At 67.0% G+C, this 22870-nt stretch carries 20 protein-coding genes; 9 read left to right on the top strand and 11 right to left on the bottom strand.

Going from position 1 to position 22870, the window contains the following annotated elements; genetic code table 11:
• The first annotated feature begins 160 nt into the window (after nt 1-160).
• Nucleotides 161-1012 carry an aldo/keto reductase gene (locus tag G6N77_RS09570; protein ID WP_165181896.1) on the top strand — a complete coding sequence of 284 codons (852 nt, stop codon included), beginning with the start codon at nt 161-163 and terminating at the stop codon, nt 1010-1012.
• A gap of 103 nt (nt 1013-1115) precedes the next feature.
• Here the strand turns inward: G6N77_RS09570 and G6N77_RS09565 are convergent, their stop codons facing one another.
• Together G6N77_RS09565 and G6N77_RS09560 are read right to left on the bottom strand one after the other, a co-directional pair.
• On the bottom strand, nt 1116-1901 hold the full coding sequence (locus tag G6N77_RS09565; protein ID WP_165181894.1) for a PspA/IM30 family protein: 786 nt from the start codon (nt 1899-1901) through the stop codon (nt 1116-1118).
• A 118-nt stretch (nt 1902-2019) separates the two neighbouring features.
• On the bottom strand, nt 2020-4062 hold the full coding sequence (locus G6N77_RS09560) for a TPM domain-containing protein (protein WP_165181892.1): 2043 nt from the start codon (nt 4060-4062) through the stop codon (nt 2020-2022).
• Nucleotides 4063-4355: 293 nt separating this feature from the next.
• Between G6N77_RS09560 and G6N77_RS09555 the strand changes: the two genes are divergently transcribed.
• From G6N77_RS09555 to G6N77_RS09545, 3 genes are all read left to right on the top strand, one after another.
• Complete coding sequence (locus tag G6N77_RS09555; protein WP_240901837.1) at nt 4356-6071, top strand: S1C family serine protease; 1716 nt, start codon at nt 4356-4358, stop codon at nt 6069-6071.
• A 293-nt stretch (nt 6072-6364) separates the two neighbouring features.
• Nucleotides 6365-7156: an electron transfer flavoprotein subunit beta/FixA family protein gene (locus G6N77_RS09550; protein WP_165181999.1), complete on the top strand. Its 792-nt coding sequence runs from the start codon at nt 6365-6367 to the stop codon at nt 7154-7156.
• Between the two features lie 9 nt (nt 7157-7165).
• Nucleotides 7166-8134 (top strand): electron transfer flavoprotein subunit alpha/FixB family protein, encoded by a 969-nt coding sequence (locus tag G6N77_RS09545; RefSeq protein WP_165181890.1) that lies wholly within the window; start codon nt 7166-7168, stop codon nt 8132-8134.
• 94 nt (nt 8135-8228) lie between these two features.
• Here the strand turns inward: G6N77_RS09545 and G6N77_RS09540 are convergent, their stop codons facing one another.
• The 4 genes from G6N77_RS09540 to G6N77_RS09525 all read right to left on the bottom strand — a co-directional run bounded on the left by G6N77_RS09540 (nt 8229) and on the right by G6N77_RS09525 (nt 11913).
• Entirely contained in the window at nt 8229-9425 is a 1197-nt protein-coding gene (locus G6N77_RS09540) for a S53 family peptidase (RefSeq protein WP_165181888.1), read from the bottom strand.
• Between the two features lie 160 nt (nt 9426-9585).
• Nucleotides 9586-10389 carry a class I SAM-dependent methyltransferase gene (locus G6N77_RS09535; RefSeq protein ID WP_165181886.1) on the bottom strand — a complete coding sequence of 268 codons (804 nt, stop codon included), beginning with the start codon at nt 10387-10389 and terminating at the stop codon, nt 9586-9588.
• A 55-nt stretch (nt 10390-10444) separates the two neighbouring features.
• Nucleotides 10445-10918 (bottom strand): tRNA (cytidine(34)-2'-O)-methyltransferase, encoded by a 474-nt coding sequence (locus G6N77_RS09530; protein WP_165181884.1) that lies wholly within the window; start codon nt 10916-10918, stop codon nt 10445-10447.
• 17 nt (nt 10919-10935) lie between these two features.
• On the bottom strand, nt 10936-11913 hold the full coding sequence (locus G6N77_RS09525) for a J domain-containing protein (protein ID WP_306987090.1): 978 nt from the start codon (nt 11911-11913) through the stop codon (nt 10936-10938).
• 133 nt (nt 11914-12046) lie between these two features.
• Between G6N77_RS09525 and G6N77_RS09520 the strand changes: the two genes are divergently transcribed.
• Nucleotides 12047-12811, top strand: coding sequence for a hypothetical protein (locus G6N77_RS09520; protein ID WP_165181870.1), 765 nt, complete (start codon nt 12047-12049; stop codon nt 12809-12811).
• Between the two features lie 29 nt (nt 12812-12840).
• Here the strand turns inward: G6N77_RS09520 and G6N77_RS09515 are convergent, their stop codons facing one another.
• From G6N77_RS09515 to folE, 4 genes are all read right to left on the bottom strand, one after another.
• Nucleotides 12841-13689 carry a pyrimidine reductase family protein gene (locus tag G6N77_RS09515; RefSeq protein ID WP_306987087.1) on the bottom strand — a complete coding sequence of 283 codons (849 nt, stop codon included), beginning with the start codon at nt 13687-13689 and terminating at the stop codon, nt 12841-12843.
• Entirely contained in the window at nt 13686-14657 is a 972-nt protein-coding gene (gene folP / locus G6N77_RS09510; protein ID WP_165181882.1) for a dihydropteroate synthase, read from the bottom strand. The genes G6N77_RS09515 and folP overlap by 4 nt, the downstream gene beginning before the upstream one ends.
• Nucleotides 14658-14665: 8 nt before the next feature.
• Nucleotides 14666-15904, bottom strand: coding sequence for an NAD(P)/FAD-dependent oxidoreductase (locus tag G6N77_RS09505; RefSeq protein ID WP_240901835.1), 1239 nt, complete (start codon nt 15902-15904; stop codon nt 14666-14668).
• A gap of 69 nt (nt 15905-15973) precedes the next feature.
• Nucleotides 15974-16579: a GTP cyclohydrolase I gene (gene folE, locus G6N77_RS09500; RefSeq protein ID WP_165181880.1), complete on the bottom strand. Its 606-nt coding sequence runs from the start codon at nt 16577-16579 to the stop codon at nt 15974-15976.
• A 115-nt stretch (nt 16580-16694) separates the two neighbouring features.
• Between folE and G6N77_RS09495 the strand changes: the two genes are divergently transcribed.
• A complete protein-coding gene (locus G6N77_RS09495) occupies nt 16695-17381 on the top strand; it encodes a helix-turn-helix transcriptional regulator (protein WP_165181878.1) in 687 nt (228 codons plus the stop codon).
• 68 nt (nt 17382-17449) lie between these two features.
• Here the strand turns inward: G6N77_RS09495 and G6N77_RS09490 are convergent, their stop codons facing one another.
• The gene (locus G6N77_RS09490) at nt 17450-18946 is read right to left on the bottom strand and encodes a S8 family serine peptidase (protein WP_165181876.1); all 1497 of its coding nucleotides are present in this window, start codon (nt 18944-18946) and stop codon (nt 17450-17452) included.
• 156 nt (nt 18947-19102) lie between these two features.
• On the opposite strand from G6N77_RS09490, the gene G6N77_RS09485 reads away from it, so the two are divergent.
• The 3 genes from G6N77_RS09485 to G6N77_RS09475 all read left to right on the top strand — a co-directional run.
• A complete protein-coding gene (locus G6N77_RS09485) occupies nt 19103-20323 on the top strand; it encodes a cysteine desulfurase family protein (RefSeq protein ID WP_165181875.1) in 1221 nt (406 codons plus the stop codon).
• 110 nt (nt 20324-20433) lie between these two features.
• The gene (gene mnmA / locus G6N77_RS09480) at nt 20434-21573 is read left to right on the top strand and encodes a tRNA 2-thiouridine(34) synthase MnmA (protein WP_165181873.1); all 1140 of its coding nucleotides are present in this window, start codon (nt 20434-20436) and stop codon (nt 21571-21573) included.
• 550 nt (nt 21574-22123) lie between these two features.
• On the top strand, nt 22124-22870 hold a 747-nt coding region (locus G6N77_RS09475; protein ID WP_165181871.1), incomplete at its 3' end, for a DDE-type integrase/transposase/recombinase.

The following is a 22870-nucleotide window of genomic DNA, read 5'->3' as shown; positions in this document are numbered from 1 at the left end:
ATTGTGCCCCGGCACGGCGGATCAATCCATCGCCGTGGGTAGGACTGTGAAACCTAGGATGGGCCCGCACCTGCTTGTGGCTGCTTCCGCGGCCGGCGGGCCGTAGGCTGGGGGAAACCGCTTTCTCTGGGCGGCTTGCATGAAAGGAAAAAAGTTGGACATGACTGAATCAACCCCGAAGGGAACGGCCGTACCGGAGCTGGCCCTTAACAACGGCGTGCGGATCCCGCAACTGGGTTTCGGCGTCTTTCAGATACCGCCGGAGGAAACGCGCGTTGCCGTGGGGGAGACCCTCAAGGCAGGCTACCGCCACATTGACACTGCTGCGGCGTACCGCAACGAGTCCGGCGTGGGAGCCGCCCTGGCGGAGTCAGGCCTGCCGCGCGGGGACGTCTTCATCACCACCAAGCTGCGCAATGGCGAACAGTCCAGCCCCCGGGCCGCCTTCGAGGCCAGCCGCAAGGCACTGGGCGTTGACTGGATCGACCTGTACCTGATCCACTGGCCCGTCCCGTCGCAGGGGCTGTTCACCCAGGCGTGGAAGGAATTGGAGTCCCTGCAGGCGGACGGCCTGGTCCGGGCCATCGGCGTTTCCAACTTCCTGCCGGAGCACCTCGACGAGCTGCTGGCCGGAGCCACCGTGGTGCCGGCCGTCAACCAGTTTGAGCTGCACCCCACGTTCCAGCAGGCGGAGCTGGCGGCCAAGAGCCGCAGCCACGGCCTGGCGGTGGAGGCCTACAGCCCGCTGGGACAGGGCAAGGACCTCGGCAGTGCCGCCGTCACGGGTCTGGCGGCGAAATACGGTGCCAAGCCGGCGCAGATCGTGCTGGCCTGGCATCTGGGGATGGGCAACATCGTGATCCCCAAGTCCGCCACGCCCGCGCGCATCCGGGAGAACCTGGCAGCGGCGGCCATTTCGCTGACCCCGGAGGAGCTGGAGCTGGTCTCAGCCCTCGAAACAGGCGAACGCATCGGGGCGGACCCTGCCCTGGCGGCGTTCACGCAGATGTAGGCCGCCCGCCGGACGGTCCAAATCCGGACGGTCCAAATCCGCCGAAAGCACAGCAATGGCGGGCAGATGTGGAATCTGCCCGCCATTGCTGTGCAGTCGGCGCCTAGAGCTTGTCGAAATCCGCCTCGTCGACGGTGTCGGTCTCCGCAGCCGGCGCGATGGCGGCCTGTGCCGGTGCGCCGCCGGACTTCAGGGCGGCCAGGCGGGCTTCCACCTCGGTCTGCTCGCCCAGGTCCTCCAGGCTGTTGAACTGTGCGTCCAGGCTGGAGGCTGCGAGCTCGTTCTGGCCGCGGACCTTGGCCTCTTCGCGGCGGATCTTGTCCTCGAAGCGGCTAACCTCGCTGGTGGGGTCCATGATGTCGATGCTCTTGAGGGCGTCGTTGACCTGCAGCTGGGCATCCGCTGTCTTGGAACGGGCAATCAGCTCGTTGCGCTTGCTGGCGAGTTCAGACAGCTTGCCCTGCATTTGCTGCAGGCCGGTCTTGAGCTTGTCCACCACATCCGTCTGGGCGGCAATGTTGGGTGCGGCAGCCTTGGCCTCGTTCTCCGAGGAAATCTGGCGCTGCAGGGCCACCTTGGCGAGGTTGTCAAACTTCTGCGCGTCCGTGGGATTGCCTGCCGTGCGGAACTCGTCGGCCTTGCGGCTGGCGGCGAGGGCCTTGGAGCCCCAGTCCTGGGCGTTCTTCACGTCCTCGTTGTAGTCGTCTTCGAGCATGCGCAGGTTGCCGATGGTCTGTGCCACCGCGCCCTCGGCCTCGGTGATGTTCGCCTTGTAGTCGCGCACCATCTGGTCAAGCATCTTCTGCGGATCCTCGGCCTGGTCCAACAGCGAATTGATGTTGGCCTTCGCCAACTGTGCAATCCGGCCGAAAATTGACTGCTTTGCCATTCTTTTCCCCTTATTTTTGCTATTGAAGAACATCAGTGGTCGGTCTCTTTGCGTCGTGCTGGCCAAACATTTCCTTTGAGTCTAGCGACTCCGTTACCTGCTGAACGGGCGGGCGGGGCTAGAAGTTTCCGCCGCCCCCGCCAAGGCCTCCTCCGCCATCTCCGCCACCGAAACCGCCGCCGCCAAAGCCGCCGCCCCCGCCGCCGAAGCCGCCTCCGCCGCCAAATCCGCCGCCTCCGAGCAGCCCGCCGATGATGCCGCCGAGGATGGCGCCGCCTACCCCGTTCATGCCGGATCCGCCACGGCCGCCATAGCCCCCGCCGTAGCCGCCGCCAAACCCGCCGCCGCCGAACCTGTCCACGTCCTGCTGGGCGTACTGGATGGCCTGCTGCGCCAGGGCCTGCGCCTGCTGTGCGTATGTCAGGGCGTTCGCAGGGTCCTTGTCAGCGATGGCCATGGCGTATTCCAGGTTGCGCTGGGCCTCCGAGAGCCGGGTGCGTGCCTCCGTGCCGACCCCGCCGCGGCGGGCCGCAATGAAGTCCTGGGCGGCGGAGATGTGTGCCTGCGCCCCGGCAATGGTCTGCTGCAGGGACGCCTGCGCGCGCAGGGCTTGCTGCTGCTGGTCGCGAATGCCGGTGAGCAGCTCGTCGAGCTGGTTGTGGGCGCCCTGCACGGCCCCCAGCAGCGCCACGGGATCAGTTTTGCCGGCCGAACCCTTTGCCTTGGCGTCCTGGAGGACGGCCTCCGCGGCGGCCACGGTGGGCGCGTAGCGGGCGAACTCGGGGGAGGCCACCATGGACTTGGCCCGCTCCAGGTCGGTGAGGGCCTCCGGCAGCGCCGTGGACAGCGCCGCTGCGGCGTCATTGATGTTCTTTTCCGTCTTGCCGATGGCTTCGAGCAAGACGTTGCACTGCAGCAGCGCCTCCTCCGCAGCCTTGACGGAAAGGGCGCCGTTGGCGGTGTCGCCGGAACCCAGCTTCGCGTCGGCGTCGTCCGCTGCCGTGCCCACAAAGGCCAGCCGCTCCTGCGCCTGTTGGACGTTGTCGCGCACGGTGGCCAGGGCGGAATCGGCGTACTTGCCGGCCAGCACGGAAAGCGTCTGTTCGGATGAGGCAATGGCGGTTCCTGCCTGCGCGGCGTCCGCACGCACTTGGGCTATGACCTGCGGCGCCGTGCGTTCCAGCTCCCGCAACTCGTCAAAGGACTTCTTTTCCGCATCAAGGGCCGCATTGGCATCCTCACTGCGCTTGATGATTTCACCCAGCCACTGGCGCTGCTCGTCAATGGTGTCGGGGATTTCATCGTCCAGTTGCTGCTGCAGCTTGAAGGATTCGCTCAGGTGCACCTTGGCCTGGTTCAGCGCGGCCTGGTAGGGCTTGACTGCCTCATCGCCATACGAAGCCTGGGCAAATCCAATGTCATGCTCACTGTTCTTGATGGCATCATCGGCGGCAATCAAGAGCGAGCCGGCCTTGGAGCGCAGCTCGGCGATGGTCATGCCGGCATTCGGGTCCAGGGCCTTGCCATCGGGGCCGTAGCCCTTGGCCGTGGCCTCTGCGGCGGCCTTCTTCCGCTTGCTCCGGATGGCAAGTGCGGTTCCCGCACCGCCAAGCACGACGGCGCCGCCGACTCCCAGCGCCACGAACCCTCCCGTGGGGTTGGGTACGTTGCCGGAGCCTCCGCCGGCGGCGTCACCCAGCGCCGCGGCGGTGTCAATGGCGGCCTGCGCCCAGTCGTCCTTGCCCAACTGGGGGACCACGGCGTTCTTTTGGACATTGTCGTTTTTGGCCTTGCTGATCACGGAAGTGTTCGCAAGCAGCGCATACTTTCTGTCCTTGACGGCCACGGCCAGGATGGCGTCGTGTTGGCCAAACTGCTTTTGATTGGCCACGGCAGTGGCCCAGTCGGTGGGGGCCGTGCCGTCAAAGGAATTCACGTACACCACAAACAGGGTGATTCCCTGCTGCTGCTGCAACTTGGTGATGGCCGCCTGGACGTCGGCCTTTTTGCTGCCCAGCACGTTGGCATTGTCAATGATGTACGTGCCCCCCGGTATGGTCACGGGAGGATCCGCCTGGGCTGCCGCGGCCGGGAAGACCATCAGCGCGGCAAACGCCACCGCCGCGAGCAGCTGGAAAAACAACTTGAACCTTGAAAACATCGCCCACCCTAATGTGCGCCAATTGTGCAGGACCGTGCTTGTGCCTCACCCATGATTCTATGGCGGAAAAATTGGCGGCGTCCATGTCGGCCTGCGGGGCTCCGCACCGCCGTGCACCCCGGCGCCGGGCGGGCCGCGGAAGCCGTTTGTGCCGGCGTCGGACATAATTGAAGCAGGGCGAATCCTTCACAGCTACCTTCCAGCGAACGTTCGTAAACGCACCAGCCCTGCAGACCATGATGAATATCAAGCAAGGGTTCAGCCCAAGAATTTTTCAATGAAGGGAAAAGCAAATGTCCGAGATCAATGGCGGGGACGGCATCCGCAACGAGGACGGCCCCGCAGGCATGCAGGAGGGCGACACCACCCCCATTCCGCAGGGTGCGCCGCTTGGCGACACCACCCCCATTCCCGCTCCGTCGCAGCCCGTAAATGCCTGGCAGGCACCCACCGCCCAGTACCCCGCCGCAGCAGAACCCCCGGCGCAGGCGCAACAGCCGGAGCCGCAGCGGGCCGAAACGCAGCCGGAGGCATCCCAGGCCGAGACGCGGCCAATGCCGCCCTACGCGGGCCCGCAGCACTCCGCGCCCCAGTACCCCTCGGCGCAGTCCCCGGCAACACCGTCCTACGGCCAGCCGTACGGCCAGCCCTACAGCCAGCCTGCGGAGGGCCAGGCCTATGGATCAACCGGGCAGCAGCCCAACGGTTCCACGCATGCGGACGCCGGGTACCCGGCGTCGAACACGTACCCGCACGCACTGGCCCCGGCCGTGACAGCCGCCCCCCAGGCGGCCAAGCCGCGCAGGAAGGTGGGCATGGGCATGTTTGCAGCCAGCGTCATTGCCGCAGCGCTCATTGGCGGAGGCGCGGCAGCCGGCACCTCGGCCCTGATTGGTTCGCAGAACTCCGGCACGGTGGCCGCCTCGAACCAGCAGGCAGCCCCGCTGGTCATCAACAACCCCACTTCGGTCAACCAGATATCGGCCGCGGCAGCCAAGGCCATGCCGTCCGTGGTGACCATCTCCGCCACCAGCGGCAGTTCCGGCGGCACGGGTTCGGGCATCATCCTGGACACGGCCGGGCACATCCTCACGAACACCCACGTGGTGACGCTGGACGGGGCCGCCGCCCACGCCACCATCCAGGTGCAGACCAGCGACGGCAAGGTATATGCCGGCACCGTGGTGGGAACCGACCCGCTCTCCGACCTGGCAGTGATCAAGATTGATGCACCGAACCTGGTGCCGGCCACGCTGGGCGACTCCACCAAAATCAACGTTGGCGACACAGTCATTGCCATCGGTTCGCCGCTGGGCCTGAATGCCACGGTCACCGAGGGCATCATCTCCACCCTGAACCGCACCATCCAGGTTGCCTCCTCCGCCGTCCCGGCCACCCCCAACGACTCGTCGCAGGGCCAGGGCGGCGGCAACGGCTTCCAGTTCTCGCCTCCAGGCGGCGGCCAGAGCAACACCGCTGCAACCGGGTCCGTGAACCTCAACGTCATCCAGACGGATGCGGCCATCAACCCCGGCAACTCCGGAGGTGCGCTGGTGGACAGCACGGGCAAGATCATCGGCGTCAACGTGGCCATTGCCTCCACGGGAAGCTCCTCCAGCTCCACCAGCCAAAGCGGCAACATTGGCGTGGGCTTCTCCATCCCGATTGACCACGCCAAGCGCATCGCCAACGACATCATCTCCTCCGGCAAGGCCACCCACGGCCAGCTGGGCGTCTCGGTCAGCGGCACCTCGGCCCTGGGCAGCAACAGCCAGTTCTCGGCAGGGGCCACGGTGGCGGACGTGACCTCCGGCAGTGCCGCGGCGAAGGCGGGCATCCAGAAGGGTGATGTCATCACCGCACTGGGCGGGCGCACCATCTCCGATGCCTCGTCCCTGACGGCGGCCGTCCGGGAGGAGGCCGGCGGGGCCACCGTGAAGGTGACGCTGGTTCGCAACGGCAAGACGCTGGAAAAGGACGTCACGCTGGACACCATGCCGGCCAACTGAGCCGGAGCGGCATTGGAGTAGAGCACGGCAAGGAACGGATGGTGCGCCACTTTCACAGTGGCGCACCATCCGTGCTTAACGGCGCGCCGGCTTACGAGTCCGCGAGCGCGGCCGCCATGACAAGCTGGCCGGCGAAGTAAAGATTCGACCCACTAAATTCCGGCCCGGGCCCGGCACGAACTAAACTACTAGACGAAAGGCCAAGGGCGATCCGCCGGCCCCGCCCAGGCGCTGGAAACGGGGCGCGGAACCATGCTCCCATGACACAAAGGACAGTAGTGGAAAACTCAGCACTGAACATTGTGGTACTCGTCAAATACGTGCCGGACACGCAATTTGACCGCCACCTCACGGGTGAAAGCCACCGCCTGGACAGGAACGAGAGCATTCTCTCCGAACTTGACGAGTACGCGCTGGAGGCCGCCCTGGCCCTGGCCGACGCCCGCGGCGGCGCCAAGGCCGGCAACACCGTCACGGCCCTGACCCTGGGCCCGGCGGCAGCAGCCGCCGCGGTGAAGAAGTCGCTGCAGATTGGCGCCACCTCAGGTGTCCACGTCAGCGACGATGCCCTCGCCGGCTCGGACGCCTCGGCCACGTCGCTGGCACTCGCGGCCGCCGTCAGGACGCTGGGACCCGTGGATCTGGTCATCACCGGCATGTCCTCGACGGACGGGGAAACCTCCATTGTCCCCGCGCAGCTGGCCGCCCGCCTGGGCCTGCCCCAGGTCACCTTCGCCTCCTCCCTGGAACTGGACGGCACCACCGTCACTGCCAGGCGCGACGGCGACGACGTCTCGGAGGAGGTCCAGGCCCAGCTGCCCGCCCTGGTGTCCGTGACCGACCAGGCCAACGAGCCCCGCTACCCCAACTTCAAGGGGATCCTGGCAGCAAAAAAGAAGAAGGTGGTGACGCTGTCCCTGTCGGACATCGGGGTGGAGGCCGGGGCCGTGGGCTCCGCCGGATCGCTGACCCGCGTCACCGCGGCGGCGGAGCGCCCCGCCCGCACGGCCGGAACCATCGTCACCGACACGGGCGACGCCGGCATTGCGCTCGTTGACTTCCTCGCCGCGCAGAAACTGATCTAAGGACCTCCCATGACTGCAATCGTTGTTTTCATTGACCAGGTGGACGCGCCCGGCAAGCTGCACCCCATCCACCACCAGCTGCTGACCCTGGCCCGCGGCGCCGGCGAGCCCGTGGCCGTGGTGGCCGGCCCCGTGGGCGCCGAACTGGCCGCCGAGCTGGGCAGCTACGGCGTGGCCCGTGTGGTCCATTCCGGGCAGGCCGAGCTGGCCGATTACCTGGTGGCGCCCAAGGCCGAGCTGGTGGCGCAGGCCGCAGCGGCCGTTTCCGCCGCGGCCGTGCTGGTGGATAACAGCCCGCAGGGCAAGGAAATCGCGGCCCGCGTGGGCGTGGCGCTCAACGCCGGCGTCATCACCGATGCCGTGGGCGTGTCGAACGACGGCGGCGCCCTCGTGGCCCATAAATCCGTCCTGGCCGGTTCATGGACCGTGGATGCCCGGGCCACCACGGCCGTGTCGGTCATCAGCGTCAAGGCGCACAGCGTGGACGCCGCGCCGGCACCCGGGGCGGCCGTTGCCGCCGTCGAACGTCTTGAGGTGGCATTCTCCCCGGCCAGCCTGGGGGCTCGGATTACCAAGCGCACACCCAGGGAATCGTCGGGGCGGCCGGAGCTGGAGGATGCCCGCATTGTGGTGGCCGGCGGTCGCGGCCTGGACGGCGACTTTGGCCCCGTCGAGGAGCTCGCCGACGTGCTCGGTGCGGCAGTGGGCGCCTCCCGGGCCGCCACGGACGCCGGCTGGATTTCCCATGCCGCGCAGGTGGGGCAGACAGGCAAGAAGGTTTCCCCGCAGCTGTACATTTCCGTGGGCATCTCCGGGGCCATCCAGCAAAAGGCCGGCATGCAGACGTCCAAGGTGATCGTGGCCGTCAACAAGGATTCGGAGTCGCCGGTGTTTGAAATTGCCGACTTCGGCATTGTGGGCGACCTGTTCAAGGTGCTCCCGCAGGCCGTGGAGGAGATCAAGCGCCGCCGCGCCTAGCCTCCCAACTGTGCATCAGAAACTGCACTCGAATCAATCTAATACGGTTGATCTTGCTGCAGTTTCTGATGCACAGTTGCTTAAGCGGCGGTCCCTAGAAGCCGGCCACCCCGTTCGGGGTGCCCAGTCCGGTGGTGCCGTCCCAGCCAGCCCGTGCGTTGCACCACTGCGTCGTGGGGCACGTGCCGTTGGAGCCCGTGGTCACGTCGAACAGGCTCCCTGCGTGGGCGTACGGAATCGCATTGGCGTAGCTGCCGGTGGCGGCGGAGCCGGTGTTGCCGCTGAGGGCGTACACCGAGGCGATGATCGGCGAGGCCTCGCTGGTGCCGCCGAACTGGCCCCACGTCGAGGATGAGTTCGACGTCGGGTAGTAGACGGCAAGCCCGCCGGTGTTGGGGTCGGACGCGGCGGCCACGTCATTCATGGCGCGGCCTGCACAGCCGGTGTCTGAGGCGGATGCCGCCGTGAGGGCCGCGTTCAGGCTTGAACAGCCCGAACCAGTCCCGCTCCACACGGTTTCGTTCCATCCCCGCGTGTTCGAAGCGGCGGAGAGGGACGTGCCGCCAACTGCGACAACGTAGCTCGACGACGCCGGGTAGGAGGCGCCCTGGTAGCCGTTGTCGCCGGCGCTCGCGGTGACCGCAATGCCGGGGAAGTTGTAGTACTTCCCATAGGTGGAATCGGAGGCGTCCGAACCCCCGTAGCTGTTCGAAATGGCCACGACGCCGGGGAGCCCCGCGGCGGTCTGGACTGCCGTGCCGAGGTTGCCGAAGGACGCCGAGGTGGCCTGCAGCACCACGATCTTGCAGTCGGGACACGCGGCGGAGACGGCGTCGACGTCGAGCGCCTGCTCCTGCGCCCAGCCCGTGTTGGCGCGCGGCAGCTTGGTGCCGCCTGTTTGGTTGAGGATCTTCAGGCAGCCGTTCGCCGTGGTGCACGCGGGCAGGCCGAACTGTGCACGGTAGACGCCCAGGTCGCGCTCGAGGTTGGGGTAGCCGTAGGCGTCGACAATCGCCACCGTCCGGCCTCCGGAGGACAGGCCCGTCAGCTTGTAGGCGCTCTTGAGCTGGGCCGGGGTGAGGGCGGTGGCGGGCGGGGCGGCGGCATTCGTGATGGGCCGGCCGGAGGGGTCGGCCGCCTGCCGGGCGGTGCAGGCAGCGTCCCCGTGCTTCGGAGTTGCGCAAACCTGGATCGACCGGCTCGACGGCGCAGCCTGCGCCGGCGCGGACCCTGCGACGAGCGCTGTCAGCATGAGCAGGCCGGAGCCTGCCAGGGCGAAGATTTTTTTCATGTACCAAATCTCCTTCGTGAACGACCGCCCGGCGTGTGACATTTTTGTCACACGGACTTTACATTTTAGTCAAGGCGATCTGGATGGAGACTGGCAGACCGGTTGCGGCTTTGGCAACGGCTGGCGGGCTATTGCCAGCAAATTCACAGCTTGGTGGCGCTCAGGCAGGGACGGAGCCGACGCCGATCAGCGCGTCCGAGTTCATCTCCACCTGCGGCCCCACTGAGTGGATGAAGTCGCGCCGGACCCGGGCGATGGCCTCGGGATCGCGGGGGAGCAGGGTGCGCCACCCGCTGCCCATGACCAGGTTCCAGGCCATGTCGTCATCCACGGACAGGGTCAGCGGGTGCCGGGAAACGGACACGTCTTCAAGTCCGCGCTCCGACAGCCAGCCGGCCAGGGATTCCGCGGAGGCAATTTTGGCCATGTTCTGGTTGGGCAGGGGCACCACGCCGGCCAGCCGCGGGCGTTCCTTGATGGCGGCCTCCAGAATGCGGCCGGCAAAGGGCTCCAGCGCCCCCTCCACCCACGTGCTGGCGACCAGGCGGCCGCCCGGGCGCAGCATGGACGCCAGGTGTTCCACTCCCGCCTCCATGTCGGAGAAAAAGAACATGCTGTAGGAACACAGCACGGCATCGAAGGTGCGGTGTCCGCGCCACTGGGTGACGTCGGCTTCGGTGAGCGTGGTGTTCAGGATGTGCCGCTCGGCCAGGTTGGCCGCGGCAATGCGCAGCAGCCCGGTGGAGAGGTCGACGCCGTCGACAGTCCCGTTGGGTCCCACGGCCAAGGCTGCCGGCAGGGTGGCCGCCCCGGTGCCGCAGCAGGCGTCGAGGACCTTTTCGCCCGGCTGCAGCACGGCCGCCTCCGCCACGTCGCGGCCCATGGGGTCCCACAGCTTGTCCGCCCACAACTCAAATTGCAGGGCCCCGTCGGTGAAAGCCAGGCCAGGATCGCGAGCGGACATGTATACCTCCGGTGGTTGGAACTGTGGATGAAAGGTGGGGCGGATGCGGCCCGGGTCAGGGCTGCAATTGCGCCCCGGCAAAGCCGTTCTGCCGCCAGGCCTCGTACACCGCGATGGAGGCGGAGTTGGCCAGGTTCAAGGAGCGCAGGGCCGGGAGCATGGGCAGCCGGACGCGAGCCGTCACGTGGGGGTCGTGCTTGGCGGAATCGGGCAGGCCCACCGACTCTCGGCCGAACATGAGCACGTCGCCGGGCCGGTAGGCGATGTCGGAATAGCCTGTTTCCCCGTCCGAGGTGAAGGCAAAGACCCGTTCCGGGGCCAGCGCCTCCCACGCCGCGTCGAGGGACTTGTGGACCGTCACCACCGCCAGGTCGTGGTAGTCCAGCCCGGCCCGGCGCAGCTTGGCGTCGGAAAAGTCGAAGCCCAGGGGTTCCACCAGGTGCAGCTCCGCCCCCGTGATGGCCGCCAGGCGGATGGCGTTGCCGGTATTGCCGGGGATCTCCGGGGTGACAAATAAGATGCGAAACACCGTTTCAGCTTACCGTGTCAGTACATGCCGCCGAGCAGCCGGCTGAGCACCTGCAGGTCAACCACGTTGGGGAGGGGGCCCGATGCCAAAAAGTGCTTCGCCTCGCGCACAAACCGGGCCGCGTTGGCCACGTTCACCACGGCTGACCCGTCCGGTTCACCGCCCCGCACATAGTCGATGACCGGCTCAAACAGGTTTCCCGTGCTGCTGTGCACGCAAACCCAGGAGGTCACATTGCACTCGGGGAACAATTCCTGCAGGGCCCGCGTGGCCGGAATCAGCTGCGGGGGAGCGGCCACCCGGCTCCCGTGAATCAGCATGCTGCCGTCCCAGCGGAAGGCGCCGTCGGGCACCAGCATGGAACCCACCACGGCAATGCGGTACCCGGAGACCAGCACATGGTCCAGGTAGCCGCGGCCGCCGGGGGCAGCCAGCCCGTTGATGAGCCGGGCCGCCGGGATGCCCGGCAGCACCTGCTGCATGATCAGCTGGGCTGTGCGCGCCTCCCTGGCCAGCCGAGAGGAGGCCCCAAAAACGCCGCGTTTGCGCGGGGCGCCGTGGACGGGCTGGGCGGCGACGGACCGGGGCAGCAGGGGCACGCCGCCGTCGGCCGTGGAGTCGTAGGGCGGAACATACACGGCGGGATCGCCCGCGGTGTTCCGGGTCTCCTGGCCGCGGCGGGTGCTGAAGGTGCCGTTGAACCCCGCACCGGAAAACGGCTCGCCGGCCCCGCTTCGGCCCGAACTTCCTGCTGAACCCCCCGTGGCTGTGGCGCGGCCGGTGGCGGGCCGGTAGCTTCTGTCGTAGCTGCGCCGCGCATCGGGATCGTTGAGGACCTCGTACGCCTCGGTGACCTTGCGGAACATGGCCGGGTCGCCGCCGTGGTCCGGGTGGGAAATCCTGGCCGCCTTGCGGTACGCAATCTTGATATCGCGCTGGGTCGCCGTGCTGGGCACGCCGAGGACCTGGTAATGCGTGAGGAACTGCTCGCCCACTGGGGACCTTTCGATTGCGCCGGGATTCTGCCATTCTAGCGGGGCGCCCTGCGGGGATTCGCACGGTGCCGCGCGCAAAGGACGGTGCCCCGGGAGGTGCCCGGGGCGGCCGCCTGTCGGTAAGGTGGGGTGCGTGAATCGATTCCTGGGGGACACGGCGGGCCCGTCCACAACTGCCCGTTGGGCCCGGCGGGCGGACGGCAAGAGCGGCGCCGTGGCGGTTGCCGCAACTGCCCTGTCCATGGCCCTGGCCGGCTGCACCATTGCCCTGCCGGCCCCGCAGCCTGCCGTGACCTCCCGCCCCACGGCAGCCGCAAGTTATGCCGTGCCCACCATCCAGGCCGGGCACAACGCCGCTGCCGTGGCCGCGAAGAACATGACGTTCGACGCCGGTGCCACCCTTTCGCCCAACGTCGCCGTCGGCTTTGCCAGTGTTTTGGACCAGCCTGGCCAGTCCGCGGACGGGACCCAGCTGCCTCCCGCGTGGAAGCTCGTGAAGAACAATGTGGCCGGGGAAACCCAGTACTCCAATGCTGCCGGCTGCGCGGCGGCCTACTGGGTCACGTCCAACCAGGGCCCGCTCACAGCGGCCGGTGATGACAAGGCCTCCACCGAGAACCTGATGAAATACCTGATTCCCTCGGTTGTCCCGGAGGCCCTGCAGGAATCGTCCCTGCCGTGGTCATCGGAAGCCGGCCGGAAGGCCCCTTCAATCAGCTTCCTCGCCTACCGCACGAAGGCCGCGGCGGGCGTGCCGGCCAGCATGGTGTGGGGCAGGCTCCTGGGCACTGCGGGCACGGGGCTGGTGGTCAGCCTGTCCTGCCCGACCGATGCCCTGCTGGCCAGGACCACCCCGGAACTCATGGCGAAGCTCGCAGTGGCCCCGCCCACCTCCTGAGGTCCGGTGCCTGTGGTGGCCGGATGCGGTCAGGGACGGGGGCGAAGGTAGCGCAGGAACAGCATCGACTCGGCCTTCAGGATGTGGGCCAGCTCCATCCGCTGCGGGCCTGTTGCATGGGCCGCACCCGGATGCACATGTGAGATGCGCCGCGCCGATCCACCCGCCAGCAGCGGCGACACGGTCAGGCACAGCTCGTCCACCAGGCCCGCAGCCTGGAAGGTGCCCAGCAGGGTGGGCCCGCCCTCGGAATGGATGCGCGGCATCCCCAGCGAGGACAGCAAAGCCAGGAGGGTGCCGGCGTCGAGCGCCTCCGCCCCGGCATCCATGACCTGCGCGACGCCGGACAGTGCGGCCCGGCGGTCGGCCGGCGCTGCCGCCGTGGTGAAGACATAGGGGGTGGCCGGGGCGTCGTGGAAGACAGGCAGCCGCGGGTCAAGGTCCAGCGACCCGGACACGATGGCCAGTGGCGGATGCGGCACCAGCCCGTGTTCCCGGCGCCATTTCTGTGCCTGCTTGCTGAGGAGCTGGCCGCCGTAGCCTTCGGTGCGGATGGTCTGGGCGCCCACCAGGATCACGTCGGCATGGCGGCGCAGCAGCTGGAAAATGTGCTGGTCGGCGGCGTTGCCCAGCGTGCCGGAGCGGCCGTCCACCGTGGCCGCACCGTCTATGCTGGCGACGAAGTTGAAGCTCACCCAGGGGGAGGCCGCCTCCGCCGGGCGGCCCGCGGCGTACAGCTTGAGCAGCCCGCTGTCAGACAGCCCCCCGGAAGGCAGGGCCCCGGGAGACAGTCCTTCGGCAGGCAGGGCCCCGGGAAGCGCTTCGGAACCGGGAAGCGCTTCGGAGCCGTCCGCCGCCGGGAAGACCCGCTCAATCACTGCTGGTTTCCTGCGGGGTGGGCCGGCTCGTTGACGTCACCCATGTTGTGTTTGAGGTACGCAGGGGCGCGCCAGCCCAGCACGGCCTCCGTCATGCGGATGGCGGAGTTGGCGGAGGCCACATTGTGCATGCGCAGAATCCGGGCGCCGCCCAGGATGGCAATGACGCCGCTGGCCAGGGAACCCTCCAGGCGCTCCGACTTGTCCTGGTTGAGCGTTTCGCCGATGAAGTCCTTGTTGGACACGGCGGCCAGGGTCGGGTAGCCCAGGGCGGCAATTTCCTGGAACCGGCGGGTGATTTCCAGGGTGTGCAGCGTGTTTTTGTTGAGGTCGTGCCCCGGATCGATGATGATCTTCTGGGCCGGGACGCCCAGGGAGACGGCCAGCTCCACTTTTTCCTGCAGGAAGGCGGCCACCTCGGCAACCACATCCACATAGTGCGGATGCGGGTAGACGGTGCGCGGCCTGGCCAGTGAATGCGTGATGATCAGGTGCGCGCCGGACTCCGCCACCACGGAGGCCAGCTCGGGATTGGCCAGCCCCGTGGTGTCATTGATGACGTGCGCCCCGGCGGCAATGCTGCGCGCCGCCACCTCCGGCAGGAACGTGTCCACGGAAATGATCACGTCGCTGGCAGCCGAAACCGCCTCAATGACGGGGACCACCCTGTCGCCCTCCTCGCCTGCGGTCAACGGCGGGCCCGGAGCAAACGGGACCCCGCCAATGTCAACCCAGTCGGCGCCCTGCTCCGCGGCGGCCAGCGACGCAGCCACCGCGGCGTCGAGCGCAAAGGTGGCGCCGCCGTCGTAAAACGAATCCGGAGTCCGGTTCACAATGGCCATGAGCGCCACCTGCCGGCTGAAGTCCAGGGTCCGGGCACCAAAGTGGTGAACGGCGTGGAGCAGCGGCGGCGTGTAAAACGGCGCCGCTGAGCCGGCTGCGGTGGTGGAGGGCTGCAGAGTAGTCATCCCCTCCATCAAATAGCCTCTAGCGGCGTTTTCGGGTCAGCCAGCTTGGCCGTGTCGACTGTGCGGCCGGAGGAGATGAGGTCCTTGATGGCGTCCTGGACGTCCCAGATGTTCACGTTCATCCCTGCCACAACGCGGCCCTCCAGCACCCAGAAGGCAATGAATTCGCGGGCGGCGAGGTCCCCGCGGACCACCACGTCGGCGTCCTTGGTCAGCGCGCCAAAGCCGGAGTACTCCATGCCCAGGTCAAACTGGTCGGTGTAGAAGTAGGGGATGTCATCCAGAACCGCGTCCTGGCCCAGCATGGACTTGGCGGCCACCTTGCCGCTGGCAATGGCGTTGGCCCAGTGCTCGGAGCGGGCGTAGGCGTTGGTCACCGGGTGCAGGGAGTTGGCCACGTCGCCGGCGGCAAAAATGTCCGGGTCCGAGGTGGCCAGGCTGCCGGTGACCTCAATGCCGTTGTTGATGGTGAGCCCGGCATCCTTGGCCAGCCCAATGTTCGGGACAACGCCGACGGCGACAACCACCAGGTCCGCCGGCAGGACTTCCCCGGTGGTGGTCAGCACGGAGCTGACCTTCCCGTCCGTGCCCTGGATTTCGGCGGCACTGGAGGGAAGCACGAACTTCACGCCTGCCTCCTCGTGGCGGGCGGCAAACACCCCGCCCAGCTGCTTGCCGATCGCGATGGACAGCGGCACGTCCTCCAGTCCCAGCAGAGCCACGTTGTTGCCCAGCTCGCGGGCCGTGGCGGCAATTTCCATGCCGATCCAGCCGGAACCGATCATGACCAGGTTGTGCCCGCCGGCGGAAAGCAGTTCCTTCATGGCAACCGAGTCCGCCTTGCTGCGGAAGTAGTGCACGCCGTCGAGCTCCACACCCTTGAAGGGGATGACGCGCGGCGAGGCTCCGGTGGCGATCAGCAGCTTGGCGTAGGGCAGCGTTTCGCCGTTGGCGAGCGTGACGGTGTGCGCGGCGGGGTCCACGGCGGTGGCTGCCGTGGAGGTGAGCACTGTGACATTGTTTTCGCCGTACCAGGTGGCGGCCAGCGGCAGCAGGGCATCCTCGCCCTCCTTGCCGGACAGGAAGCCCTTGGACAGCGGCGGGCGCTGGTAGGGAATCTCGGGTTCGTCGGCGACAATCGTCACCGGACCGGCGTAGCCTTCCTTGCGGAGGGTCTCGGCTGCCGTGGCGCCGGTGAGGCCTCCGCCAATGATGACCATGCCGGGGGTGGTGGTTGATTCACTCATGATTGAAACTCTTTCCGTGGAAGTCCTTGTTTCCTGAATAACGCGTTTCCTGAATAAAAATGTGGGGTGTTAGCCCGGGAATTGTGCGCGCAGGGGGCCTTCGCCCGCCAGCTCGCCGGTGAACACCGAGGTGCGGGTCAGGGAGCCGGAAACTTCCACGCCGCGCAGGGACATGCACATGTGCTCAGCCTCCAGGACCACCCCGACGCCCCGGGGTGAGAGCGTCTCTTCCAGCCAGTCTGCCACTTGCTGGGTCAATCGTTCCTGGACCTGGAGGTCGCGGGCAAAAAGTTCCACGCCGCGGGCCAGCTTGGAGAGGCCGAACAGCCTTTCGCCCGGCAGGTAGCCCACATGGGCCACGCCGCGGAATGGCAGCAGGTGGTGCTCGCACAGGGAGTGGAAGGGGATGTCCTTGACCAGCACCAGCCCGGCGTACCCTTCCTCATTGGGGAACGTTGTCCACGTGGTGTCGCGCGGGGTGAGCATTTCAGCGTAGGCTGCTGCCACGCGGCGCGGAGTGTCCAAAAGGTGCGGGCTGTCAACGTCACGGCCCAGTGCCCGGAGGAAATCGGCAATGGCCGCTTGTGCCGCTGGAAGGTCAATGGATGGCGCTGCATCCAGAGCAGATTCCTCATAGGCGAGGAGGTCGGGGAGGGCGGCACTAGTAATTGACATGTGCTGATCCTTTCTAAATCTTGTATTCTTGACTTTAGAAGCGCAGGCTCGAAGCGTCAAGTGGGGCGTCATAAAGGACGGCCCCGGACAACAACACAATTGAAGGCACGCAGTCATGAACAAAGTCCAGCAACAGGCATCCCTGAGCGAGGCGGAGCGGCTCAGTGCCGTGGCGTCCCTGGGCGATCCGGTGCGCAAGACGCTTTTTGAGCTGCTGCGCCGGAGTCCGCGGGCCCTCAGCCGGGATGATTGCGCCGAAGCGCTGGACCTGCCCAAGAGCACCGTCCGCGCCCACCTGGACAGGATGGTGGCCGATCGGATCCTGGACGTGGATTTCCGCAAGGTGGGGGTGCGGACGGGCCCCGGTTCCGGCCGCCCCACCAAGCTGTACACCGTGGCGCTGGCCGAGGTTGGCGTCTCCGTCCCGGCCCGCCACTATGACCTGGCTGCCGAGCTCCTGGCCGCCGCCGTGCAGCATTCCATGGATTCCGGCGTTGAGGTCCGGGATGCGCTGGCCACCGTGGCGTTCGACGCCGGCAGGGAGTTGGGTGCCCAGGCTGGCAGCATCGCCGTCGTCCTGGAAAACACCGGGTACGATCCAGGCCCGGACGGCGAAGGCGGGACCATCATGGCCAACTGTCCGTTCCACCAGCTTTCCCGGGAGCACACCGGGGTGGTCTGCTCGCTCAACGGCGCGCTCCTGAACGGGGTGCTGGCCGGCTGCGGGGACAACAGCCACGTCATTGAGCCGGACAGCAACCTCTCGCACTGCTGTGCGCGGATTGTCCCGAAGGGCCCATAAAGCAGTTCCGGCGGCCGCCCTTGGGTTGTGAACCAAGGGGCAGCCGCCGGAAACCGGGTGGATGGTGCCTACTGCACGGCCGCCAAGGCGTTGACGATGCCGTCGCCGTAGTAGCTGTTGTTGCCCAGGGAGCCCACGCATTCAGCGCCCTTGGGTGCGGCCGAAAGCATGCAGATCTGGTCATCGGCCTGTTTGCGCAGCTGGGAGATCAGCTGATTCGGCTTCCAGCCGGGGTGCTCCGACTTCATCAGGGCCAGGACGCCGGCCACATGCGGGGAGGCCATGGAGGTGCCGCTGAGCAGCCCGTACTTGTTGTTCGGCAGCGTGGAAAGGATCCGGGATCCCGGTGCCGCCACATCGATGACGTTCAGGCCGCGGTTGGAGAAGTTGGACAGCTTGCCCGCCTGGTCGGTGGAGGCAACGGTCACCACGCCGTCCAGCTCGGTGGGCATGTCCTTGCAGTGGTTGTTGATCTGGCGGGCAATTCCGGTGGCGTCGTTCGGGCTGACGTTGTCGGTGGTCTTGTTGGCCAGGTCGTAGGAGGAGTTGCCGGCGGCCGCGGCGTGCACCACGCCCTGGTCCGTGGACCAGTTGACGGCCCGCTCCACGGCCACGCGTACGGCCAGCTGGTCCGGCTGGTCGTCACACCAGAACTGCACCGGGTCAATGTAGTAGCTGTTGTTGGTGACGTCCATGCCCTTCATGCCTGCCCACATGAAGCCGCAGATGGCGTATTCAGGGTAGATGGAACCGGCGTCGTTGACCACCTTGACGGAGGCCATGCGGACGTTGGGTGCCACGCCCACAATGCCCACGCCGTTGCGTGCGGCGCCGATGATCCCGGCCACGTGGGTGCCGTGCGAGGAGCTGGTGGGGTTCCAGCCCGTGGGCGAGGTGTCCGGGCGGCCGGCATTGGTGCAGTTGACCGAGTTGGCAACGTCGATGTTTGCCTTCAGGTCCGGGTGGTTCGGGTCGATGCCGCTGTCCAGGACGCCCACCAGCACGTTCCGTGATCCGTCCGTGAGCTGGTGTGCAGCATCCGCCTTGACCTGGGCAAGGTTCCACTGCTCAACCTCGCGGGGGTCCAGGGCGACGCCGTCGAACGTGGCATCGCCATAGGCCAGGTCGGCGTTGGCCAGCTGCTTGCTGCGCAGCTGGGGCGCCTTTTGCCACGGCGTGGCGATGCCGTCCGGGGTGCCCTCGGCGACGGCGATGGTGCGGGTGGCGCCCACCGACTCCACCGAGGAATTGCCGTACTTGAGCACATCCGCACGGAAACTGGCGCGGTCTGACTGGACAATGACCACGCCGATCTCCGGCCACTCCTGCACGGTGACTCCGCCCGCGGCCTTCACGGCCTCCAGGACCTTTTCAGTCTTGTTGGCGTTCTGGGCCTTTGCATTGACCACATAGCTCATCAGCACGCCGTCGGGCGCGGCAAAGTCGATGGGTGTGGACTGCTGGCCGGGCGCCGCCATGGCGCTGCCGCTGAACAGGGTGGTGGCGGCGACGGCGACGGCGCACAAGGCAGCCGCCGACGTTCGGCGGAACAAAGCTGTCTTCATGTTGTTAATCCCCCATGGATTATTGAGTGATGTCGGACACGCCAGATCCTGCCATCGGCCTGTGGGATTGACAAATTTGACACCGGCGCTGGCGTGTCCCTGCCCGGGGCCCGGGCCGGCGGGAGACACGCCGCCTTGATGCCGTAGAATTGACCGGTGCCCGTGTATCTTGACCACGCGGCGACCACGCCTATTTCGGCCCCGGCCCTCGCCGCACTGACCTCCGTTATTTCCCGTAGCGGCAATCCGTCCTCCCTGCACGGCGCAGGCCGCCGTGCCCGGGCCACGGTGGAGCAGGCGCGCGAAACCATCGCCCTGGCGGCCGGCGCCCACCCCAGCGAGGTCATATTCACCTCCGGCGGCACAGAGGCGGACAACCTCGCCGTCAAGGGCCTGTTCTGGTCCCGCCGCGCAGCCGATCCCCGCCGCACCCGGATCCTGGTCTCCACCGTGGAGCATGCCGCCGTGCACGAAACCGTGGAGTGGCTCGAAGCGCAGGAAGGCGCCGAGGCCGTCTGGATCCCGGTGGATGCCACCGGCGTGCTGGACCTGGACGCGCTGAAAAAGGAACTGGACAGCGGCGGCGCGGACACCGTGGCCCTCATTACGTGCATGTGGGCCAACAATGAGGTGGGCACGGTGGAGCCCATCGCTGAGGTCGTGGCGCTCGCCGCCGCCCACGGCATTCCCGTGCATTCGGACGCGGTGCAGGCCTTCGGCTCGGTGCCCATCAACTTCCGCGAATCGGGCCTGGCCGCCATGTCCATCAGTGGCCACAAGATCGGCGGGCCGGTGGGCGTTGGCGCCCTCCTGCTGGGACGCGCCGTGAACCTCACCCCCGTGCAGCACGGCGGCGGGCAGGAACGCAAGGTCCGCTCCGGCACCCTGGACACCGCCGGCATTGCCGCCTTTGCCGCGGCTGCCGAGGACGTCACCTCGCACTTGGATGTGGAGGGCGCCCGGATTGCCGGGCTCCGCGACCGCATCATCGCCGCCGTCCGGGAACTGGTCCCCGAAGCCGTTCTGCGGGGCGTGGACCCGGCCGTTAGCCCCGGCGGACGGCTCCCCGGCAACGCCCACTTCACCTTCCCGGGCTGCGAAGGGGATTCGCTGCTGTTCCTGCTGGACATGGCCGGGATCGAGTCCTCCACCGGCTCCGCCTGCACGGCCGGGGTGCCCCGTCCCTCCCACGTGCTGCTGGCCATGGGCCTGGACGAGGACACGGCCCGCGGCGCCCAGCGGTTCAGCCTGGGGCATACATCCGGCCCCGCGGACGTTGACGCCTTTGTGGCGGCTTTGCCGCAGGCCCACGCGCGCGCTAAACAGGCCGGCATGGCGGGCCATAAATCCACCATTGAAACCGCCAGCACCAAATAGCGCCCTCCGGTTGAGCGCAATCCGGCGGTTGAGCTTGTCGAAACCCGGGATGTCGAAATCACGCCGGTAATTGAGCCGCAAGAGATCCAAAGAACAGTGAAAGGTATGTAATGCGAGTATTGGCTGCCATGAGTGGCGGGGTTGACTCCGCTGTAGCTGCAGCACGGGCAGTGGATGCCGGGCACGACGTCGTCGGCGTCCACCTGGCGCTCTCCCGCATGCCCGGGACCCTCCGGACAGGCAGCCGCGGCTGCTGCACCGTGGAGGACTCCAATGACGCCTGGCGCGCCTGCGACCTGCTCGGCATTCCGTACTACGTGTGGGACTTCTCCGAACGGTTCAAGGAGGACGTGGTCCAGGACTTCATCGACGAATACGCCGCCGGCCGCACCCCGAACCCGTGCATGCGCTGCAACGAGCGCATCAAGTTCGCCGCGCTGCTGGAGAAGGCCATCGCGCTGGGCTTCGACGCCGTCTGCACGGGCCACTACGCCAAGGTCATCACCGACGCCGACGGCAACCCGGAACTGCACCGCGCCGCGGACTGGGCCAAGGACCAGAGCTACGTGCTGGGCGTGCTGACGCATGAGCAGCTCAGCCACTCCATGTTCCCGCTCGCGGACACGCCGTCCAAGGCCGAGGTCCGCGCCGAGGCGGAGCGCCGCGGCCTGTCCGTGGCCAAGAAGCCGGACAGCCACGACATCTGTTTCATTCCCGACGGCGACACGGCCGGCTGGCTGGCCGAGCAAATCACCATGACCGCGGGCGACATTGTCGATGAGACCGGTGCGAAGGTGGGCGGGCACGACGGCGCCAACCAGTTCACGGTGGGCCAGCGGCGCGGCCTGAAGCTGGGCACCCCGGCGGCGGACGGCAAGCCCCGCTTTGTGCTGGAAATCCGGCCCAAGGAAAACAAGGTGGTGGTGGGCCCGCACGCACTGCTGGCCATCGACGAGCTCAAGGGCATCAAGGTTTCCTGGGCGGGGCTGCCCATCGCCGAGGTGGCCACGGGCGAGGAGTTTGACTGCCACGCACAGGTCCGCGCCCACGGGGACCCCGTGCCGGCCCGTGCGTATGTCACCGAGGTGATGGACGACGGCGTTTCCCGCCAAAGCCTGACGGTCACCTTGGGCGAGCCGCTGCGCGGCGTGGCCCCGGGCCAGACCGTAGTCCTCTACCAGGGCACCCGCGTGTTGGGCCAGGCCACGATCGATTCAGCCAGGTCGCTGGCCCGCCCGGAGCTCGCGTAGATCCTCCCTCACCTTTCAGTGTGTTTTGGCGAACGCTCCCGCATCTCCGTCCGGACAGTGCGGGAGGCGACTGCGTTCCTGGGGTAATCATGTACTGCTGAACCGGGAATAAGTCGCTCCTTGAAGCAGGAGCCCTGTGAAGGTCCGGGTGGTTCGAGGGCGGCTGATTGGCGTGCCCGTTCTCGTTGGCGAAACGGACTCAATGTATCCGTCGAATGCCTCCGGCTCTTCATGACCAGACAGGGCAGCCGGGTTAGCTTGTGATGATTTGTGGCCCGCAAATAGTTCAGGACGCACACGGCTGCTTCCCTTATTCTCATCGAACGGCGCCATCCCGAAAAGGATGACAGCAACACCGGTAATGGTGAACACTTCCCGGAGAAGTGAAGGTAAAGTTATTCATGGCGCATAGCCCCAGATGGTAGTGATCGTCTGGCTAGTTGGTAGCACGGTTCTGGGTTGTTGGTAGCGCCGGCTGGGTGTTCGTGGTTTTCTGTCATTTACGGCGGCGCGCTGGGCGCCGCCGTTTCTTTGCAAGGAGGCAAAGATTATGGCGGATTACCGGGCGATTATGACCCTGTTGCTGCAGGGGCGGAGCTATCGGCAGATCGTTGACGCGGTGGGGTGTTCACACCGCGATGTGTCGGCGGCACGGAAGACCATCGATGACCGGGGTTTGGGCGCGGCCGCCCTGGCGGAGATGTCGGATGTGGAGGTTGCCGGGTTGTTCCCGGATGGGCGCAGCAAGGTCTCTGCCGGGTATGACCTGCCGGATTTCGCCCAGGTGGTGAAGTCGATGAAGGCGAACCCGCATTTCACCTTGCTGCAGGCATGGAGGACGTATGTTGGTGCCCGTTCCGTGTTGAGGAAGTACGGCTACGCACAGTTCTGCCATCTCTTCGGCGGGTACGCGGTGCAAAATGACCTGGTCGCGACGCTCCACCACGAGCCGGGCATGGCCATGTTTGTCGACTGGGCAGGCGACACGATCCCGATCTCCGACGCCGTGGCAGGCAAGAGCGTGAAGGCTTATCTGTTTGTCGCCGTGCTCCCATTTTCCGGGTACGTGTTCTGCCAGGCGTTCACGGACATGCGTGTGGAAGCCTGGGTCAACGCCCATGTCTGCGCGTTCATGTTCTACCAGGGCATCCCGCAGATCGTCGTCCCGGATAACACACTGACCGCGACCCACCGGAAGGTCAAGGGCGATCCGGCACGGTTCGTCAACGACAGGTACCGACAGATGGCCGATCACTACGGCACGGCGATCGTTCCGGCCCGCGTGAGGGCGCCAAGA

This window comes from Arthrobacter silviterrae, assembly GCF_011045165.1.
GTDB classification, from domain to species: Bacteria; Actinomycetota; Actinomycetes; order Actinomycetales; family Micrococcaceae; genus Specibacter; species Specibacter silviterrae.
This window is presented reverse-complemented; position numbering and strand designations above follow the sequence as displayed.

Coding starts and splice junctions, on each gene's coding strand:
- G6N77_RS09570 (WP_165181896.1), top strand. CDS start 161: ATGACTGAATCAACCCCGAAGGGAACGGCCGTACCGGAGCTGGCCCTT.
- G6N77_RS09565 (WP_165181894.1), bottom strand. CDS start 1,901: ATGGCAAAGCAGTCAATTTTCGGCCGGATTGCACAGTTGGCGAAGGCC.
- G6N77_RS09560 (WP_165181892.1), bottom strand. CDS start 4,062: ATGTTTTCAAGGTTCAAGTTGTTTTTCCAGCTGCTCGCGGCGGTGGCG.
- G6N77_RS09555 (WP_240901837.1), top strand. CDS start 4,356: ATGTCCGAGATCAATGGCGGGGACGGCATCCGCAACGAGGACGGCCCC.
- G6N77_RS09545 (WP_165181890.1), top strand. CDS start 7,166: ATGACTGCAATCGTTGTTTTCATTGACCAGGTGGACGCGCCCGGCAAG.
- G6N77_RS09540 (WP_165181888.1), bottom strand. CDS start 9,425: ATGAAAAAAATCTTCGCCCTGGCAGGCTCCGGCCTGCTCATGCTGACA.
- G6N77_RS09535 (WP_165181886.1), bottom strand. CDS start 10,389: ATGTCCGCTCGCGATCCTGGCCTGGCTTTCACCGACGGGGCCCTGCAA.
- folP (WP_165181882.1), bottom strand. CDS start 14,657: ATGACTACTCTGCAGCCCTCCACCACCGCAGCCGGCTCAGCGGCGCCG.
- G6N77_RS09505 (WP_240901835.1), bottom strand. CDS start 15,904: ATGAGTGAATCAACCACCACCCCCGGCATGGTCATCATTGGCGGAGGC.
- folE (WP_165181880.1), bottom strand. CDS start 16,579: ATGTCAATTACTAGTGCCGCCCTCCCCGACCTCCTCGCCTATGAGGAA.
- G6N77_RS09495 (WP_165181878.1), top strand. CDS start 16,695: ATGAACAAAGTCCAGCAACAGGCATCCCTGAGCGAGGCGGAGCGGCTC.
- G6N77_RS09490 (WP_165181876.1), bottom strand. CDS start 18,946: ATGAAGACAGCTTTGTTCCGCCGAACGTCGGCGGCTGCCTTGTGCGCC.
- mnmA (WP_165181873.1), top strand. CDS start 20,434: ATGCGAGTATTGGCTGCCATGAGTGGCGGGGTTGACTCCGCTGTAGCT.